Source organism: Nonomuraea sp. NPDC050733 (assembly GCF_040654215.1).
Taxonomy (GTDB): domain Bacteria; phylum Actinomycetota; class Actinomycetes; order Streptosporangiales; family Streptosporangiaceae; genus Nonomuraea.
Genome location: NZ_JBFAHO010000050.1, coordinates 1 through 16,191, shown reverse-complemented (window position 1 = coordinate 16,191; position 16,191 = coordinate 1). Strand labels below are relative to the sequence as shown.

The 16,191-nt window shown below is 72.1% G+C and carries 21 protein-coding genes and 1 pseudogene; 8 read left to right on the top strand and 14 right to left on the bottom strand.

Annotated features, from left to right (window positions below):
- Positions 1-8 precede the first annotated feature (8 nt).
- On the top strand, positions 9-548 hold the full coding sequence (locus AB0H64_RS40120; RefSeq protein ID WP_357635790.1) for a TIGR00730 family Rossman fold protein: 540 nt from the start codon (positions 9-11) through the stop codon (positions 546-548).
- Here the strand turns inward: AB0H64_RS40120 and AB0H64_RS40115 are convergent.
- The 4 genes from AB0H64_RS40115 to AB0H64_RS40100 all read right to left on the bottom strand — a co-directional run bounded on the left by AB0H64_RS40115 (position 531) and on the right by AB0H64_RS40100 (position 2,079).
- Positions 531-851 carry an isochorismatase family protein gene (locus AB0H64_RS40115; protein ID WP_357635787.1) on the bottom strand — a complete coding sequence of 107 codons (321 nt, stop codon included), beginning with the start codon at positions 849-851 and terminating at the stop codon, positions 531-533. The two genes, AB0H64_RS40120 and AB0H64_RS40115, sit on opposite strands and share 18 nt — an antisense overlap.
- A gap of 50 nt (positions 852-901) precedes the next feature.
- Entirely contained in the window at positions 902-1,198 is a 297-nt protein-coding gene (locus tag AB0H64_RS40110) for a MarR family transcriptional regulator (protein WP_357635785.1), read from the bottom strand.
- A gap of 81 nt (positions 1,199-1,279) precedes the next feature.
- Positions 1,280-1,636, bottom strand: a complete 357-nt coding sequence (locus AB0H64_RS40105; RefSeq protein ID WP_357635782.1) for a metalloregulator ArsR/SmtB family transcription factor — start codon at positions 1,634-1,636, stop codon at positions 1,280-1,282.
- Positions 1,633-2,079: an SRPBCC domain-containing protein gene (locus AB0H64_RS40100; RefSeq protein ID WP_357635778.1), complete on the bottom strand. Its 447-nt coding sequence runs from the start codon at positions 2,077-2,079 to the stop codon at positions 1,633-1,635. The genes AB0H64_RS40105 and AB0H64_RS40100 overlap by 4 nt, the downstream gene beginning before the upstream one ends.
- Before the next feature lie 172 nt (positions 2,080-2,251).
- Between AB0H64_RS40100 and AB0H64_RS40095 the strand changes: the two genes are divergently transcribed.
- Positions 2,252-2,884 carry a class I SAM-dependent methyltransferase gene (locus AB0H64_RS40095; RefSeq protein WP_357635776.1) on the top strand — a complete coding sequence of 211 codons (633 nt, stop codon included), beginning with the start codon at positions 2,252-2,254 and terminating at the stop codon, positions 2,882-2,884.
- A 60-nt stretch (positions 2,885-2,944) separates the two neighbouring features.
- On the opposite strand, the gene AB0H64_RS40090 is transcribed toward AB0H64_RS40095, so the two are convergent.
- Positions 2,945-3,505, bottom strand: a complete 561-nt coding sequence (locus tag AB0H64_RS40090) for a helix-turn-helix domain-containing protein (protein WP_357635774.1) — start codon at positions 3,503-3,505, stop codon at positions 2,945-2,947.
- A 169-nt stretch (positions 3,506-3,674) separates the two neighbouring features.
- On the opposite strand from AB0H64_RS40090, the gene AB0H64_RS40085 reads away from it, so the two are divergent.
- Positions 3,675-4,430, top strand: a complete 756-nt coding sequence (locus tag AB0H64_RS40085; protein WP_357635772.1) for a glucose 1-dehydrogenase — start codon at positions 3,675-3,677, stop codon at positions 4,428-4,430.
- Here the strand turns inward: AB0H64_RS40085 and AB0H64_RS40080 are convergent.
- The 3 genes from AB0H64_RS40080 to rsgA all read right to left on the bottom strand — a co-directional run bounded on the left by AB0H64_RS40080 (position 4,384) and on the right by rsgA (position 6,773).
- Positions 4,384-4,893, bottom strand: a complete 510-nt coding sequence (locus AB0H64_RS40080) for a sigma factor-like helix-turn-helix DNA-binding protein (protein WP_357635769.1) — start codon at positions 4,891-4,893, stop codon at positions 4,384-4,386. The genes AB0H64_RS40085 and AB0H64_RS40080 overlap by 47 nt on opposite strands.
- Before the next feature lie 192 nt (positions 4,894-5,085).
- Complete coding sequence (locus AB0H64_RS40075) at positions 5,086-5,598, bottom strand: N-acetyltransferase (protein ID WP_357635882.1); 513 nt, start codon at positions 5,596-5,598, stop codon at positions 5,086-5,088.
- A gap of 80 nt (positions 5,599-5,678) precedes the next feature.
- A complete protein-coding gene (gene rsgA, locus AB0H64_RS40070) occupies positions 5,679-6,773 on the bottom strand; it encodes a ribosome small subunit-dependent GTPase A (RefSeq protein ID WP_357635766.1) in 1,095 nt (364 codons plus the stop codon).
- A gap of 471 nt (positions 6,774-7,244) precedes the next feature.
- Here rsgA and AB0H64_RS40065 point away from each other — a divergent pair.
- Positions 7,245-7,439, top strand: a pseudogene (locus tag AB0H64_RS40065) (GNAT family N-acetyltransferase); the annotation flags it as partial.
- A 172-nt stretch (positions 7,440-7,611) separates the two neighbouring features.
- Here the strand turns inward: AB0H64_RS40065 and AB0H64_RS40060 are convergent.
- The 3 genes from AB0H64_RS40060 to AB0H64_RS40050 all read right to left on the bottom strand — a co-directional run bounded on the left by AB0H64_RS40060 (position 7,612) and on the right by AB0H64_RS40050 (position 9,437).
- Complete coding sequence (locus AB0H64_RS40060; RefSeq protein ID WP_357635763.1) at positions 7,612-7,977, bottom strand: DUF2809 domain-containing protein; 366 nt, start codon at positions 7,975-7,977, stop codon at positions 7,612-7,614.
- Positions 7,978-8,134: 157 nt separating this feature from the next.
- Positions 8,135-8,632, bottom strand: a complete 498-nt coding sequence (locus tag AB0H64_RS40055) for a hypothetical protein (protein WP_357635761.1) — start codon at positions 8,630-8,632, stop codon at positions 8,135-8,137.
- Positions 8,633-9,008: 376 nt separating this feature from the next.
- Positions 9,009-9,437, bottom strand: coding sequence for a MarR family transcriptional regulator (locus AB0H64_RS40050; RefSeq protein ID WP_357635758.1), 429 nt, complete (start codon positions 9,435-9,437; stop codon positions 9,009-9,011).
- Between the two features lie 134 nt (positions 9,438-9,571).
- Here AB0H64_RS40050 and AB0H64_RS40045 point away from each other — a divergent pair, with 134 nt between their 5' ends.
- Complete coding sequence (locus tag AB0H64_RS40045; RefSeq protein WP_357635756.1) at positions 9,572-11,011, top strand: MFS transporter; 1,440 nt, start codon at positions 9,572-9,574, stop codon at positions 11,009-11,011.
- Between the two features lie 45 nt (positions 11,012-11,056).
- Here AB0H64_RS40045 and AB0H64_RS40040 read toward each other — a convergent pair whose 3' ends face one another.
- A complete protein-coding gene (locus AB0H64_RS40040; RefSeq protein WP_357635754.1) occupies positions 11,057-11,650 on the bottom strand; it encodes a TetR family transcriptional regulator in 594 nt (197 codons plus the stop codon).
- Positions 11,651-11,763: 113 nt separating this feature from the next.
- Between AB0H64_RS40040 and AB0H64_RS40035 the strand changes: the two genes are divergently transcribed.
- A complete protein-coding gene (locus AB0H64_RS40035) occupies positions 11,764-12,528 on the top strand; it encodes an SDR family oxidoreductase (protein ID WP_357635751.1) in 765 nt (254 codons plus the stop codon).
- Between the two features lie 60 nt (positions 12,529-12,588).
- Complete coding sequence (locus tag AB0H64_RS40030) at positions 12,589-13,380, top strand: methyltransferase domain-containing protein (RefSeq protein WP_357635749.1); 792 nt, start codon at positions 12,589-12,591, stop codon at positions 13,378-13,380.
- A gap of 125 nt (positions 13,381-13,505) precedes the next feature.
- Here AB0H64_RS40030 and AB0H64_RS40025 read toward each other — a convergent pair whose 3' ends face one another.
- Positions 13,506-14,372: an alpha/beta hydrolase gene (locus tag AB0H64_RS40025; protein WP_357635746.1), complete on the bottom strand. Its 867-nt coding sequence runs from the start codon at positions 14,370-14,372 to the stop codon at positions 13,506-13,508.
- 431 nt (positions 14,373-14,803) lie between these two features.
- Here AB0H64_RS40025 and AB0H64_RS40020 point away from each other — a divergent pair, with 431 nt between their 5' ends.
- Entirely contained in the window at positions 14,804-15,931 is a 1,128-nt protein-coding gene (locus tag AB0H64_RS40020) for a class I SAM-dependent methyltransferase (RefSeq protein ID WP_357635744.1), read from the top strand.
- Positions 15,932-15,936: 5 nt separating this feature from the next.
- On the opposite strand, the gene AB0H64_RS40015 is transcribed toward AB0H64_RS40020, so the two are convergent.
- Positions 15,937-16,191, bottom strand: a 255-nt coding sequence (locus AB0H64_RS40015) for a TetR-like C-terminal domain-containing protein (protein WP_357635741.1), incomplete at its 5' end; no start/stop codon positions are given.

The window sequence follows — 16,191 nt, the reverse complement described above, 5'->3', positions numbered from 1 at the left end:
GTGGTGGCATGAACATCTGCGTCTTCCTCTCCGCCGCCGACCTCGCAGAGACCTACACCCGGCCCGCCCGCGAGCTCGCGCAGCTGATCGGGCAGGGCGGCCACACGCTGGTGTGGGGCGGCTCCAACGTGGGGCTGATGAAGGTCGTGGCGGACGGGGTACACGCCTGCGGCGGGCGCCTCATGGGCGTCTCGGTGCATTTCCTGGTCGACAAGGTGCGGCCCGGCGTGGACGACATGGTCATCGCCCAGGACCTCGCCGAGCGCAAGAAGCTGCTGCTGGACAAGGCCGACGCGGTGGTGATCATGGTGGGCGGCACCGGGACCCTGGACGAGGCGACCGAGATCCTGGAGCTGAAGAAGCACGGGCGGACCGACAAGCCGGTGGTGCTGCTGAACACCGCGGGCTTCTACGACGGGCTGAAGGAGCAGTTCCGCCGCATGGAGGACGAGGGATTCCTGCCGCGTCCCCTCTCGGAGCTGATGTTCTTCGCCGAAGAGCCCATGGACGTCATGACCTACCTCAAGGAGTCACTCGGCGACCGGTGAGGTCCGGGTCCTGGCCAGCAGCACGATGATCTCGGCGGTGGTGCCGGTCTCGCCGAGGAGGGGGAAGACGCGCTGGAGGGTGTGCTCGTCGGTGCGGCCGGGCGTGGCGTCGGAGCCGTCCGGCGCCGCGGTGAAGCGGGTCAGCACGACCGGCAGGCCGTGGCCTCGGAACGCCCTGGCCAGCTCGGCGGCGCGGGCGATGACGTCGTGGGCCGTGTGCGGCGCGGCTGGGCGGGCGAGGGCGCCGTTCTGCAGGTCGACCACGAGGAGTGCGGTGCGTTCGTCGAGGGTGGTGAGCGGCATGGCCGGTCCTTTCGTTCCGCATTGCCGTGCCGGGGCCGGCGGGGGCGCCGTCAGGGGAGGGTGAGTCGTTCCAGCAGGGCGATCGCCTGGATCAGGGTCTGCCGTTCGGCCTCGGTGTAGTGCTCCTGCATGGCGCGGGTCAGCCATTCCTCGCCCGCCCGGCGGCTGTCCTCGAACAGCGCGCGCCCGGCCGGGCTGAGCGAGACGAGCTGCCGCCGTCCGTCGCCGGGATCGGGTCGGCGCTCGATCAGGCCCCGTTCCTCCAGCACCGCGAGAGTGGGCGCGACCGCCTGCGGCCGGACCCGCTCGGCCGCGGCGAGGTCGCTGGCCGAGGCGTCGCCCTTCAAGTCAGCTTGTACAAGCTGACTTGAAGGATTTGCGGACGTGACGCGGTTGACAAGCCGTGCCCTTTACATTGTAGATTCACACTAGTGGGGCGAATCGCGCTCCGCCGCTTCGGCGACGCGCTTGATGGTCGCCAGTCGCCTGTCCCAGTCGGCCGCGAGCGCGGCCATCCACCGCGCCGTCGCGTCCAGCGCCGCCGGGCGGACCGCGTACCGCACCTCGCGGCCGACCCGGCGGCCGTCGACGAGCCCGGCGGCGTCCAGGACGGCGAGGTGCTTGACGACCGCCTGCCGCGAGACCGGCAGCCGCTCGGCGAGCGTCGTCGCGGTGGCCTCGCCCCGCGCGGCGAGCAGGTCGAGCAGCTGACGTCGCGTCGGGTCGGCCAACGAGCCCAGCACGCCGTCGACCTCCCCGGCGACGCCGTGACGTTCGTCCGTCACGCGGCCGGCTGCTCGGCGCGCGCCTTGAGCGCGTCGAAGCACTGGGGCCAGCCGTCGGTGTGGTCCTTCAGGTTCCGGGTGCGCAGCTCCTCGGAGCCGGGCAGCGTCGCGAACCCGCTCTCGACGACGCGCAGCCGCGTCTTGTCGCCCTCCGGGGTCAGAGTGAACTCCACGAGGGTGCTGTTGTCCTCGCTCAGCTCCTCCCCCGGGAACGCGCTGGTCCAGCGGTAGGCCAGGTATGTCGGCGGCCGCACCGTCTCCACGCGCACCGGGAAGTCGCCGTGCTGGGCGTTCCTGGCCACCATCGACTCTCCTTCTCGTGCCACGGTGCCGGGCAGGCTCGCCTCGTCGGCCACCCAGAACCCGGGCTGGGCCACCAGCGACCAGACCCGCTCCAGGGACGCCGCGATCAGCGTTTCGCGTTCGATCCGATCCTCGCTCATGAGGAGACTCCTTCACCCTCGTCCTTGCGTGCAACTTCAGAGTTGCACATCGAGCCCCAGATGTGCAACCCAAGAGTTGCACATGCGCGCTTGACCCCGCCTCGGGCCGGTGCGGCGAGGGTGCTTGGCTGGAGGTCAGGGCCGAACCGGACGCGGACGGAGGGAGCCGGTCATGGACGACCGCGGGCACCGGTGTTTCGCGATGTGCTACGACGCCATCACCCGGGTCGCCGAGCGGCGCTGGCTGGGGGCCGTACGCCAGGAGCTGGTCGGGGACCTGAGCGGGCGGGTCCTGGAGATCGGCGCCGGCTCCGGCGCCAACCTCGCCCACTACCGCGCGGCCGGCCAGGTGGTGGCCGCCGAACCCGACGCCGCCATGCGCCGTCGCCTGCGCGCGCGGCCGGCCGGGACGGCGGTCCCCGTCCGGGTGCTCGCCGCGCGCGGCGAGCGGCTGCCCTTCGCCGACGCCAGCTTCGACGCCGTGGTCGCCACCCTGGTGCTGTGCTCGGTCGACGACCCCGGCCGGACGCTGGCCGAGGTCCGGCGGGTGCTGAAGCCGGCCGGCAGGTTCGTGTTCTTCGAGCACGTACGCGGCACGGGCACGCGCGGCCGGATCCAGGACCTGCTCACGCCGCTGTGGAGGCGCCTCGGCGCGGGATGCCACCTCAACCGGCGCAGCCTGGCCACGATCGAGCACGCCGGCCTGACCGTCCACGACGTCCGGACGTTCGCGCCCCGCCCGAACCTCCCCGTCACCGTGCCGATGATCCGCGGAGTGGCCACCCGGGCGAGCCCTCCGCGCTGACCGTCGCCGCGCGCCCGGCCGCGGACCGGCGTCCGACGAGCGGAGCAGGCGTCCAGCGGGTCAGGGGTCCATGCCCTGGCGGAACAGCAGCCAGGCGCGCTCAGCCGTCCCGCGGCGGGTGTCGGCCGGTATCCTGGCGAGCAGTGCCGCGATCATGCCGATGGCCGTGACCAGGTCCTCGGTGGTGACGTGGTCGCGTACGCGGCCCGATTCCCGCGCCTGCGCGAGCAGACCGTCCAGCAGCTCCGCCACCCGATCGCGCAGCCGGACCAGGCGCGGGTCGGCCGCGGCGCCGACCGCCCCGACCATGTCGATGAACGCGATCGAGGAGATGGCCTGCTCGGTCATCAGCGCCAGCATGTCGTCGAGCGTGGTGCCGGGCCGGGCGGCGAGCTCCTCCAGCTCCCTGACGCCGTCCTCGAAGACGGCCAGCGCGAGACTGACACGGTCGGGGAAGTGCCGGTAGAGACTGCCCTGGCCGACGCCGGCCGCCCGCGCGATCGAGGTGAGCGGCGCGTCGAACCCGTCGGTGGCGAACAGCTCGCGGGCCGCCGCGATCAACGCCGCCCGGTTCTCCGCCGCGGCGCTCGGGCCTCTGTTGGGTCGGCGTACGTGGGACATGGCAGCTACGGTACCAACCGGACTGAATTGTCCGGTTGGCTTCCCCGTGGCCCTCGACACAGGTCGTCAGTGCGGGCTACGGTGCAACCGGACGACAAAGTCCGGTTGCTAGGGCTCACATCGCCGGACACGCGCCGCCGTCGCCCGCCCCGATCGAAAGGACGCGCCCATGACCGCCCACACTCTCGACGACCGTGTCGCCCTCATCACCGGGGCGGGCTCCGGCATCGGCCGGGCGATGGCCGTGACCTTCGCCAAGGCCGGCGCCCGCGTCGTGGTCTGCGACATCGACGCCGACGGCGCCGCCCGCACCGCCGCCGACATCGGGGACGCGGCGCTCGCCGCCACCGCCGACATCGGTGACGAGGCGTCGGTCACCGCGCTCGTCGAGACCGCGGTCAGCGCCTACGGCCGCATCGACGTGCTGTGCAACAACGCCGGGATCATGGACACCATGGCCCTGCCCGCCGAGATCCCCCTCGCGTTGTGGGAGCGGGTCCTGCGCGTCAACCTGACCGGCACCTTCCTGGTCACCCACGCCGTCCTCCCCCACATGCTGCGCCAGGGCCGCGGCGCGATCGTCAACACCGCCTCAGAGGCGGCCGTCCGCGGCGGTGCCGCCGGCGCCGCCTACACCGCCTCCAAGCACGGCGTCGCCGGCCTGACCCGCAGCGTCGCCTGGGCCCACGCCAAGGACGGCATCCGCTGCAACGCCATCCTCCCGGGCCCCACCATGACCGGCATCGCCACCGCCGGCTCGTTCGACCCCACCGGCGCCGCCCGCCTCGCCCCCGTGCTCGCGCTGGGTGAGCGGATCGCCCAGCCGGAGCAGATGGCCGACGCCGCCCTCTTCCTCGCCTCCGACGCCGCCTCGTTCGTCAACGGCGCCCTCGTCCCGGTGGACGGCGGCTGGTCGGCCGCCTGACCCGCCGGCGGCGGCGAGCAGCTTCCGCAGCCCGTCCACGTCGCCTTCCCGCAAGGCGGCGAAGCAGCGTTCGGTGAGTTGTTCCCGCTCCCGGCGATCCGCCTCGAACCGGGCGTCCCGTGTCCATGTGGCGGCGCGCCCGCACCGCGAGCTGCCGGCACGCCACCTCCGAGCGACCCACCGCCGAAGCGACCTCGCCGAACCCGAACACCTCCCGCAGCACGAACACCGCGCGCTCGAGCGGGCTGAGCCGTTCCAGCAGCAGGGACTTCATCGAGAGCGAGTCGGCCAGCTCCGCCGACCGCTCCGGGTCCTCGTACGGGTCGGCCAGCAGCGGCTCGGGGAACCACTGCCCGGCATACTCCTCCCGCCGGACGCGCGCCGAGCGCAGCACGTCGATCGAGATCCGGGACACCGTGGCCGACAGGAACGCCTTGACCGACACGGACCAGGCGGCGAGCATGCCGACCCTGCTGGACGACGACCGATACCTCCGCACCACCGTCGGCGTCATCACCACCGCCGACGACCCCGCCCTGCTCCAGTGGATCCGCCGCGAAGCCCTCGCCAGGAGCTGAGCCGATGCCTCCGCATCCGGTTGGGGCGGGCGCCTGGCTGTCGACGTCGATGCCAGGCGCCCGCCGCACGGCGGGAATCAGACGCCGAACGCGGCCGGGTAGCTGATGGTGCCGGCCGGCACGGGGCGGGTGGGGTCGAAGACGAGCGCCATCATGTACTTGTCCTCGACGTCGAAGGGCGGCCGGATGGCGTGGCGCGAGGCCGGGACGAAACCGAAGCGCGGGTAGTACTCGGCGTGGCCGAGCACGAGGACCAGGTTCTCGTCACCCTGCCGGGCGGCATCCAGGGCGGCGCGGATGACCGCCGAGCCGGCGCCGCGACGCTGATGTTCGGGCCGCACGGCGCACGGGCCCAGGGTGAGGGCGGGGACGCCGTCCACCTGGCAGCGCGTGAGCAGCGCGAACCCGGCGATGGCGCCGTCGGGCTCCTGCGCGATCCATGACAGGCCGGGCAGCCAGGCCGCCGGGTCGGCGCGCAGCTCGTCGACCAGGTCGGCCTCGTGGGAGGTGGGGAAGGCGGCGAGGTTGACCTCCCGGATCTGGTCACGGTCCGCGTCGGTCTCGGGTCGGGTGATCCACGGGGTGGTCATGATGATGCGGGAGTCCGTTTCTGTGGTGGTGGCGAGGTGGCCGGTCGAGGAGTGGCCCGGGTCCGGGCTGCTGTTCGTGTTCACAGCTGCCGGTCCCGGAACCGGTAGGTGGCGCGGAGATGGCTGGTGATGGTTTTCTGCCGGTTGACGCGCTCGTCGCGCAGCCGGGCATCGGTGCGTGAGGCCTGCCAGGCGGTCTCGCGTCGGAGTTTGCGGTAGCTGTCCAGGCGGCGCTCGGTCAGGTCACCCGCGTGGATGGCGGCCTGGACCGCGCAGCCGGGCTCCCTGTCGTGGGCGCAGTCGCCGAAGCGGCACAGCTCGGCGAGCCGTTCGATCTCGGCGAAGACCTGCTCCAGGCCGTCGGCGGCGTCATGGAGACTGATCGCGCGCAGACCCGGGGTGTCGATGAGCACACCGCCGGTGGGCAGGGGGACCAGCTCGCGGTGGACGGTGGTGTGGCGGCCCTTGCCGTCCTGGGCCCGTACCGCGCCGGTGGCCAGCAGCTCCTCGCCCAGCAGGGCGTTGCCGAGCGTGGACTTGCCGGCGCCGGAGGGCCCGAGCAGAGCCGTGGTGCCGTCGCCCAGCAGCGCTGCCAGGACGTCGACGTTGTGCCCGGTGGCCGCGCTGGTGAGCACGATCGCGACGCCGGGCGCGAGCGCGTTGACCTCGTCGTGCGCCGTGGAGGCGTCGGCCGCCAGATCGGCCTTGGTCAGGGCGATCACCGGCTGTGCGCCGCTCGCCCAGGCGAGGGCGAGGAAGCGCTCCAGGCGTGCGGCGTTCGAAGGGGCGGCCAGGGAGACCGCGACGACGACGGTGTCGACGTTGGCGGCCAGCACCTGCCCATGGGAGGTACGTGACGCCGACGAGCGCACGATCGCGCCGCGCCGCGGGAGCAGGGCCGCCAGTTCGGGATCGCGACCAGGGCGCAGCGCCCCCCAGTCGCCGGTGCACGGCGCGGCCAGGGGATCGGTGGCCTGCCGCGCCGGCAGGGCGGCCCGGATCGGGCCGTGCTCGGTGATCGCGTCACACGAGCCGCGATGCACGCGCATGATCCGGGCGGGCAGCAGGCCGGCTGCGCGGTGGCCGGCGAACGCGTCGTCGAGTGCCGGCGTCCAGCCGTACCGGGACAGGTCCACACCGCCGGGAACGGAGGAATCGATGCAGGAAGAATTCAACGTGAGACACCTTGCGGGAAGAGACCCCGGCAGGACTCAGGCGTCACCCGTCCCACGAGCCGTACGGCTCATGGCAGGAGGCGGAAATGTGTCAGACCGGGGCCCGGGACGTGAGGATGGTCCGGGTGCTGCACGGGGCAGCGGTCTTCACCGCGGTCATCAAACCTCACCTCCCTCATCCGTATCCGACATCGATGGCCGACACAGTAGCACTTCACGCCTGATCTTTCACCGCCCCACCGATGCCCGCACACCCGCCCGCCGAGGCGCTCCACGTCGGCGTTGAACCGCCTCAGGCAGGCGGCGAACGCGGCGACCTCCTCAATGGTGACGGGCTGTTCACCAGCGGATCGTGCTGACTCCGGCCGAGGCGCCGTCGCGCGATAGCGTCCCAACCGTGATGGAGAACAGCGCGATTAGGCGTTCCAGGCGTTCCTGAGCCGATTCGATGAGGGGCGTTCTGCCGAAGGATTGCTGGTCTGTCTGCGCGACACGGGTGCCATAGCAGGCAATGTCAATATCAACAGCATCATTCGTGGACGCTTTCAGAGCGGCTCGCTGGGCTACGCCCGCTTCGCGCCCTATGCCGGTCAGGGCTACATGTCAGAAGGCCTTGGCCTGGTGCTGCGCCATGCGTTCGAAGAATTGCGGTTGCATCGGCTGGAAGCGCAGATCCGGCCCGACAACCAGGCGTCCATCAAACTGGTCCAACGCCACGGCTTTCGTTACGAGGGTTACTCACCCGACCTGCTGTTCATCGATGGCACGTGGCGAGGTCATGGCCGATGGGCGCTCATACATCCGTACCGTGAGCGTGCCGTGGGGTGGCGTCCGGGAGTCAGCCGGTCTGATCACCGGATCGGACCCATCGGCGTTCCCAGGCCAGGGCCGCGACCACGCCGATGGCGTAGGCGAGCAGGTCCCATGGGTCGGGGAACGCGCCGACCAGGACACCGCCGATGCCCGGCGGGGTCACGCCGACCATCTGGTAGAACTCGACGGCGACGGCGATCGCGGCCGTGGCCAGGGCGCGGCGTGCGGCGGTGGTGCGCCACAGCAGGCCCAAGAACGCGTAGACCAGCATGGTGGCGACGACGTCACTCACGTAACCGCGGATGAACGGTTGTCCCGGACCCGGGTAGAAGAGGACGAACGCACCGACGGCGAGGGCGACGCCACCCAGAAGGACCATGGCGCGGCGCATGAGGGTGACACCTCTCCGCATCTCAACGATCAGGACGAACTGATCATAGAGGTCGTCTTATGGCGGCATGCCGATGGCGCCAGGACAGCGACCGCGGTGGAGTGCCGTGGCGAAGGCATGCCCACGTATGCGGCCACCGTGGGAGCAGCGTCGACCATCAGGAGGCTGAGGCCTCCCTGACCGCGGCGGACAGCCAGACGGTCAGCCCGGTGAGGGTCATGATGGCGATGACGATCAGTGCAGGAAAGTACCAACCCGGGAAAAGCGGCCCGAGATCGGTATCGCCAGAAGGATAAAGCACGATCCCATAAGTGCTCAGTACGGCCAGGGCGAGACTCATCAGGTAGACCATGCCGGCGGCCGTGCACAGCACGAGGCCGCCGGCGGTGGATCGGCGATTCAGCCGGCCCCCCAGTTCGGCGAGCACGGCCGCCTCGGCGGCGAGGATGAGGGCGATGGCGCCCACCCATCCCCTCGCCGATTCGATCGCCCCGTCCAGCCGGCCTGGCAGCAGGTCGTTCCAGCCTTCGTGCCCGGGGTTGAGCCCCGCCCGGGCGGCCGACTGGAGCGCGATCAGGGTCACTCCGGCGAACAGCAACGGCGCCGCCAGAGCGCACAGCAGAGCGGGCGAGCGTTTCAGATGCCGCAGATCCATGATCGATTAGACGGCCGATTCACACTGAGCGTTCCGCGACGGATCACCTCCAGGCGCCTGAGATGGTGATCGTCTCTGTCGGTCGCAGATGTGACGGGCCTGCCGTTGGGCGGGTCCGCCGCGAGTAAGGCGACGGGCCATACCGGCGATGGCAGCCCAGCGGATGATCGCCGCGGACACTCGTGGACGCCCGGCAACAGTCCTCCGCGAAGAGTTCCGACCGCGCTCGACGCAGCCGGCGGCCACCACGAAGTCAACCCGACCCTGACCTTCGGCGAGCAGTCCAGCGTCAATACCTACCCCGGCCGAGCCTGCGCAGTCTTCAGCCTCCCCGGCAAGAACACGGCGGACACCTCAGCACTTCAGGCCTGATCTTTCACCGCGCCACCGGCCGCCCGCACACCCGCCCGCCGAGGCGCTCCACGTCGGCGTTGAACCGCCTCAGGCAGGCGGCGAACGCGGCGACCTCCTCAGCCGTCCAGCCCGCCAGGACTCTCTCCAGGCCGCTGATGTGCTTGGCGCGCTCCTCCTCCAGGTAGCGCTCCCCCGCCCGCGTGAGGCGGAACTTGCGGGCGATGCCGCCGTCCGGGTCGGGGACGCGCTCCGCCAGCCCGGCGCGCAGCAGGGCCGAGGTGTGCCGGTTCAGGGTGGAGACGTCCAGGCCGAACGCCTCGCTGAGCTGCCCGATCGACATCGGTCCCGCCGTCCGGATGCGGCTGAGCAGGATGTACGCGCTGCGATCGAGGTGACGGTGCCGGCCGAGCAGCATCGTCTCGTACTCGATGAGGTCCGTGGGCTTGTCCATGCCGGTCCTTCTCCCATGGCCGCGCGTCCGCTTTCTCGCAGGATGGATGTGCAACCCCCACATCGCTTGCATGTAACACACTATGTGTAGAGTGCACATCTCCTCCACTGTCGAGAAAAGAAAAGGGGACCCGCGTGGACGACCCCAGATCCGTCGGCCGGCCCAACGGCATCGTCACCGTCATGGCGGTGGCCGGCATCGTCGCCTCGCTCACCCAGACCCTGGTGGTCCCGCTGATCGGGCAGCTTCCGGCCATCCTGAGCACCTCCGCGTCGAACGCGTCCTGGGTGATCACGGTCACGCTGCTGGCCGGAGCCGTCACCACCCCGGTGATGGGACGGCTCGGCGACCTGTACGGCAAGCGCCGCATGATGCTCATCTGCTCGATCCCGCTCATCCTGGGCTGCGTGGTGTGCGCGCTGGCCGGGTCCCTGACCCCCATGATCATCGGACGGGGGCTGCAGGGGATGGGCATGGGCATGATCCCGCTGGGCATCAGCGCCCTGCGCGACCTGCTGCCGCCCGACCGGCTGGGTCCCTCGATCGCGCTGATGAGCTCGTCCATGGGCATCGGTGGCGCGCTCGGCCTGCCGATCGCCGCCGCGGTCGCCGAGTACGCGAGCTGGCGGGTGCTGTTCTGGAGCACGGCCGCGCTGAGTGTCCTGGTGGCGGCGCTGATCTGGCTGCTGGTTCCCGCCACGCCTGCCCGTACCTCGGGACGGCTGGACGTCGCCGGCGCGCTCGGCCTGGGCACAGGACTGGTGTGCCTGCTGCTGGGCGTCTCCAAGGGCGCCGACTGGGGCTGGACGAGCGGCACCACCCTCGGCATGCTGGGCGCGGCGGTGGTCGTCCTGCTCGTGTGGGGCTGGTGGGAGCTGCGCAGCGGTGACCCGCTGGTGGACCTGCGCGTCACCGCCCGGCCCCAGGTGCTGCTGACCAACCTGGCCTCGATCGTGGTCGGCTTCTCCATGTACGCCCAGTCGCTGATCGTCATGCAGATCCTGCAGCTGCCCGCGGCCACCGGCTACGGCCTGGGTCAGTCGATGCTGGCCGCCGGCCTGTGGATGGCGCCCTCCGGCCTGATGATGATGCTGGTCTCCCCCGTCGGCGCGCGCCTGTCGGCGGCCCGCAGTCCCAAGATCACGCTGATCGTCGGCAGCCTCATCATGGCCGTCGGTTACGGCTCCTCGATGGTCCTGATGGGGTCCACCTGGGGCCTGCTGATCGTCTCCTGCATCTGCACCATCGGCGTCGGCTTCGCCTACGGCGCGATGCCCGCCCTCATCATGGGGGCCGTCCCCCGCTCCGAGACCGCCGCCGCCAACAGCTTCAACACCCTGATGCGCTCCATCGGCACCACCGTGTCCGCCGCGGTGGTCGGGCTCGTCCTGGCCCAGATGACCACCCGGTTCGGCACCCACACGCTGCCGTCGGAGGCGGGTTTCCGCACCGGCATGCTCATCGGCTGCGGGGCCGCGCTCGTGGCCGCCGTCGTCACCCTGGCCCTGCCCTCGCGCCAGGCCAGGCACGCGGCCGCCCACGCCGAGTCCCCCGCCCCGGCCGCGCGTCACTAAGGGCCGCGCGTCACCAGGGCCGCGCGGCGCGGCCGCCTCGGCCGCTCAGCGGGTGGTGAACGCGGCGAAGGCCTCGTCGAGCAGGTCGGCCAGGTCGAGCCGGCCGCCGGACCCGGTCCACCGGTCGACGGCGATGGTCAGGCAGTTCACGGCGGCGGCGGCCCGTACCAGCGATCTCAGCGCCGGGGGCTGGGGCAGCCCGGCCCGCTCGGTGAGGGTGCGGGCCAGGGCGGGGCCCCAACCGGCCTGCTTCTCCAGCAGCCGGCTTCTCAGAGCGGGCGTCTCCAGGATGAGCCGGGTCAGCGCGAGGGCGCCGGCCGGCTCCGCGCGGTAGTGCTCGATGAGAGGGTCCAGCGCGCGTCGCAGCGCCGTCCAGTCGTCCTCGCCGGCGGGCCGGGCGCGCAGGGCGCCGGCGACCTGCTCGCCCTGGCCGTCGACGGCCAGCAGGACGGCCTCCTCCTTGCTGCCGAAGTAGCGCAGGAACGTGCTGCGCGACACGCCTGCCGCCGCCGCCACGTCGCTGATGGTGACCTGGTCGAACCCGTCCCGGCGGAACAGCTCGAAGGCCACCTGGGCCAGCTCGGCCTGGACGGCGGCGCGGGCGATGTCCCTGGTGCTGGTGCGCGCTGGTCCGTTCACGCGGCGATCCTATCCCCTCCTCTGGACCCCCTACACAATGATGAAACTGAGCGGCTACAGTGACACTCAGTTTCACATTTGGGTACGAGTTCACCAGTGGAAGAGAGATGACCATGAGGGGCCTGCAGGGCAAGAGGATCATCGTCGCCGGAGGCGCCACGGGGATCGGCGCCGCCTCGGCCGAGCGGCTGGCCGCCGAGGGCGCCCGGGTCACCGTCGGCGACGTCAACCTGGACGGGGCGCGGGCCACGGCCGGGCGCATCGCCCAGGCCGGCGGCACCGCGATCGCCGTGGAGTTCGACCTCGCCGACGAAGCCTCCGTGGAGGCCCTGGCCGGCGCCGCGATCGCCGAGTTCGGCGGCGTGGACGGGCTGTACAACGTGGGCGCCGACCTGTCCGCGACCACGCTCGGCCGGGACAGCGACCTGCTGACCATCGACCTGGACGTGTGGCGGCGCACGTTCGAGGTGAACCTGCTGGGCTACGCCCGCACCTGCCGCGCCGTCATGCCGCACCTGCTCGCCCAGGGCGGCGGCGTCATCGTCAACACCGCCTCCGGCGCGGCGTCCGGCACGCTGCCCAACCGGCCCGCGTACAGCAACTCCAAGGCCGGCGCGGTCGCGCTGACCCGCCACATCGCCTCCCGCTGGGGCAAGGAGGGCATCCGCGCCAACTGCGTCTCCCCCGGCCTGGTCATGGGCGAGACCCAGAAGCGGCAGAACGACCAGCAGTTGCAGGCCCAGGCGCTGCAGATCGTCCGCAGCACGCGCCTGGGCGAGCCCGCCGACCTGGCCGCCGCGGTGGCCTTCCTGTTCTCCGACGACGCCGAGTGGATCAACGGCCAGATCTGGTCGATCGACGGCGGCATGACCCTCTGAGAGAGTGGGCGTCCCGGTGGCGGCGGCCCACCGGAGCGGCGCGCGTGGCAGGAGGCGGATGTGACGGAGTCCGGGTTCGCGGTGGGCGAGGAGCGGTGGCGGGCCCGGCTGGGGACACTGCGCCAGGTGGTCCGCCAGGAGCTGGTGACCCGGCAGCTCGCCGCGCACCTTCCGGACGCGGCGCCTCGGCGGGTCCTGGACGTGGGGTGCGGCCAGGGCACACAGCTCCTGCGGCTGGCGCGGCGCGGGCACGCCATGACGGGGCTGGACTCCTCGGCGGCGCTCCTGGGCGATCTGGAGCGCGCCCTGGCGGACGAGCCTGCGCAGGTGCGGGAGCGGGTCCGGACGGTCCGCGGCGACGCGCGGGACATGGCCGCGCTGTTCGAGCCCGGGAGCTTCGACGCGGTGCTGTGCCACGGCGTCCTGATGTACTTCGACGACCCCGAGCCGCTGCTGGACGACCTGGCGCGGCTGGCCGCCCCGGGCGGGGTCGTGTCGCTGCTGGTGCGCAACGGTGACGCCCTGGCGATGCGGCCGGGCCTGCTCGGCGACTGGACGACGGCCGGACACGCGTTCGACGAGCCGGCGTACCGGAACCGGCTCGGTGTGACGGCCCGCGCGGACAGGCTCGACGCGCTGACGGCCTCGCTCGCCGGCCGGGGGCTGGAGGTGCGCGCCTGGTACGGCGTGCGGGTCTTCACCGACGTCGCGCCGGAGGACGCCGAGATCCCCGGCGAGGCGGAGCTCGGCGCGCTGCTCGCCTGCGAGGAACGTGCCGGCGCCACGGACCCGTACCGCCGGGTGGCGGCCCTGCTCCACGTCGTCGCCGAGCGCCTCGCCGGTGGCCGCTGACGGCCTCGACCGGTGCTTCGTCCTCGTCCCTCCCGTGCAGGACGGGCGGCGCCGTCCGGGGTCCTCGAAAGGACCGTCGTCCGGCGAGGCCGGCGTGCCGCGCAAGTCGGCGTTTCAGCGTGCGCCTACGCGGCGAGGACCTCGCGCAAGGTGGCGGCGAAGCCGTCCGGGTCGCCCTTCATGCCCATCGTGCCGTCGAGGAAGCCGCCGTGGTGGCCCGGGAACGTCACCGGCTTCGTGCCCAGCCGCTCGGCGACGGCGAGGCCCGCGCGGTGCGCCAGCTCGCCCTCCGACTCGGCCCCCACCCCGATGACGATGCGGGTCGGGGCCGCGCGCAGCGCCTCGAAGTCGTGCTCGTAGTGCGTGCAGGCCACGAGGTTCTGCGCGAACAGCGGGTCGCCACGGGAACCGTCGTCCTCCGCCGGCAGCCCGAACTCGGCCGGGCTCGGGACCGGCCGCTCGGCGAAGTCGGCCGGGATCTCGCCGCGCAGCCCGGTCAGCGCGATGAACTTCACCATCGCCGGCCCGAAGCCGTCCCGCTCGTACGTCCGGCGCAGGTCCGCCACCGCGGCCAGCGCCTGCTCCCGGTCCGGCAGGGCCTGCGCGGCCGGAGGCTCGTGCGCCACCAGCGTGCGCACCTGCTCCGGGTGCCGGGCCACCAGCGCCAGCCCGTTGACGGCGCCGCCGCTGCTGGCGAAGATGTCCACCGGCCCGGCGCCCAGCGCGTCGATCAGCCGGTGCAGGTCCTCGGCGTGCAGCTCGGGCGTCGACTCGGTGGCGCCGTCGGTGCGCGGGCTGCGCCCGATGCCGCGCGGGTCGTAGGTCACCACCGTACGGTCCTGGAAGTGGCCGGTCAGGCCGTTGAACCCGGTGGCGTCCATCGGGGTTCCGATCATCAGCAGGGCCGGCGCGGTGCCGCCCTCGGCCTGGCGTACGTCGTAGTGGAGAACGGCGCCGGGCACCTCAAGCGTGCGGGTGACGGACTCGGTCATGGGATCGCTCCTTGTCGAATGCTCGTGAGGGTGGACCGGGGCGGGCGGTGAAACTCATCGCACGTGTCACTCATGAGTCGTCCCGAGCGTCCGTGGTGATGCCGTTGCCGTCGTCCATCGTGTCGGCAACGCTAGCGGCAGCCACCGTCAAAAAGACGGCTGTCAGCCGGCTGGGCGGCTGTAGCGTCGAGGACAACGGATTTGCCTGTGGGCGGAGCGCTGTGCGAGCCTCGGGTGCCACCTCTCCGAAAGGCTGATCGTGACGCTAGGCATGGTTCTCGGCGACGCCTCCTCTCACGCTTCGACGCGGGAGCGGTAGCCCTTCCAGCTCCGTCACCGACGTCCGTGCGGCAGCACGGGCGATTCTCCGCTACTCCTCGTCGAAGTGCTCTTCGTGCCCACCCCGCACGTTCGACCACGAGGAGTACGTGGTGTCCACGATCCACTGGACCGAAGCCCGCACCGCCCGATCCGCCCGCTGGCATTCCGAGAGCGCCGCCCCGCCGCCCGCGCGGGTCATCGTCGCGGACGACCGCATGAGAGCCGGCACCGCCCACCGCCTCGCCCGCGAGGGCACCGCACTGCTGTGGCGGGGCGACTTCCCCAACGCGTGTCAGCTCCTGCGGGCGATGAGCCGCCGCGTCGACCGCGACCCTTCCCGGCCGGGAAGCGACGCCCGCGAGTCCTTCCACCTTCACCGCCAGGCCCGCGGTCACCGTGCCCGGGTCCTGGGCCGGCTTCTCGTCCTTCTGGACGACGGCCACGCCCTGGACCTGCGCAGGGCTCCGGATGTGCGTCAGGCGTGCACCGAGGCGTACGGCCCGGCGCACGCGCCGACGGCGGTCTCGCTCAAAGAGCTGCTGGGGGTGGTCGGGGCGCACCAATGGCGCCTCAAGGGCGTCGAGGTGCCCGCCCTCGGCGCTCGCATCCATCCCCACTACGGCGTCTTCTCCCCCGTCAGAGGAGAGTACGTCGACCTGGTCGCCCAGGCGCCGCTCCGCCGCGCCGGCCGTACCGCGTTCGACCTCGGCACGGGGACCGGGGTGCTCGCCGCCGTCCTGGCGCACCGGGGGTTCGACCGCATCACGGCCACCGACATCAGTCCGCGCGCGCTGGCCTGCGCCGGCGACAACGTCCGGCGGCTGGGTCTGTCCGGCCGCGTCGACGTGACAGGGCCCGCCCTCTTCCCCGAGGGCCGCGCCGACCTCGTCGTGTGCAACCCGCCCTGGATCCCCGCCCACCCCACCTCGGCCCTCGAACAGGGCGTCTACGACCCTGACAGCGCCATGCTCCGCGGCTTCCTGAACGGACTCGCCGCTCATCTCGAACCGGACGGCGAAGGCTGGCTCATCCTGTCCGACCTGGCCGAACACCTCGGGCTCAGGACCCGCCACCAGCTGCTGACCTTGATCGGGACGGCGGGCCTCCGCGTGGTCGGCAAGATCGACACCAGGCCGCGACACCCACGGGCGACGGACGCCGCCGATCCCCTCCACGCGGCCCGCGCCGCGGAAGTCACCTCGCTGTGGCGTCTGACCAGCGGTCGCCGACGGGTGTAGAACGGCTATCCCCCTTGATCGCAAGCTGCGTCGAGGGTCCCCGTTGTGTCCTGATCATCCACGGTCATCCCCCGCACCATCGCGCCGAAGGCGCCGTCCCAGTGGCGGCGTGCGTGGGCGGTGTCGCCGAGGGCGCCGCGCAGTTCGAGGCTGCACAGCCCGTGTGCGAGGGCGTTGAGCCTGACGGCGACGTCGTGGGGCTGGGCGGGGGCGAAGGCGCCCTCGTCCACGCAGCGGGCGACGGCGGCGACCAGGGTGTC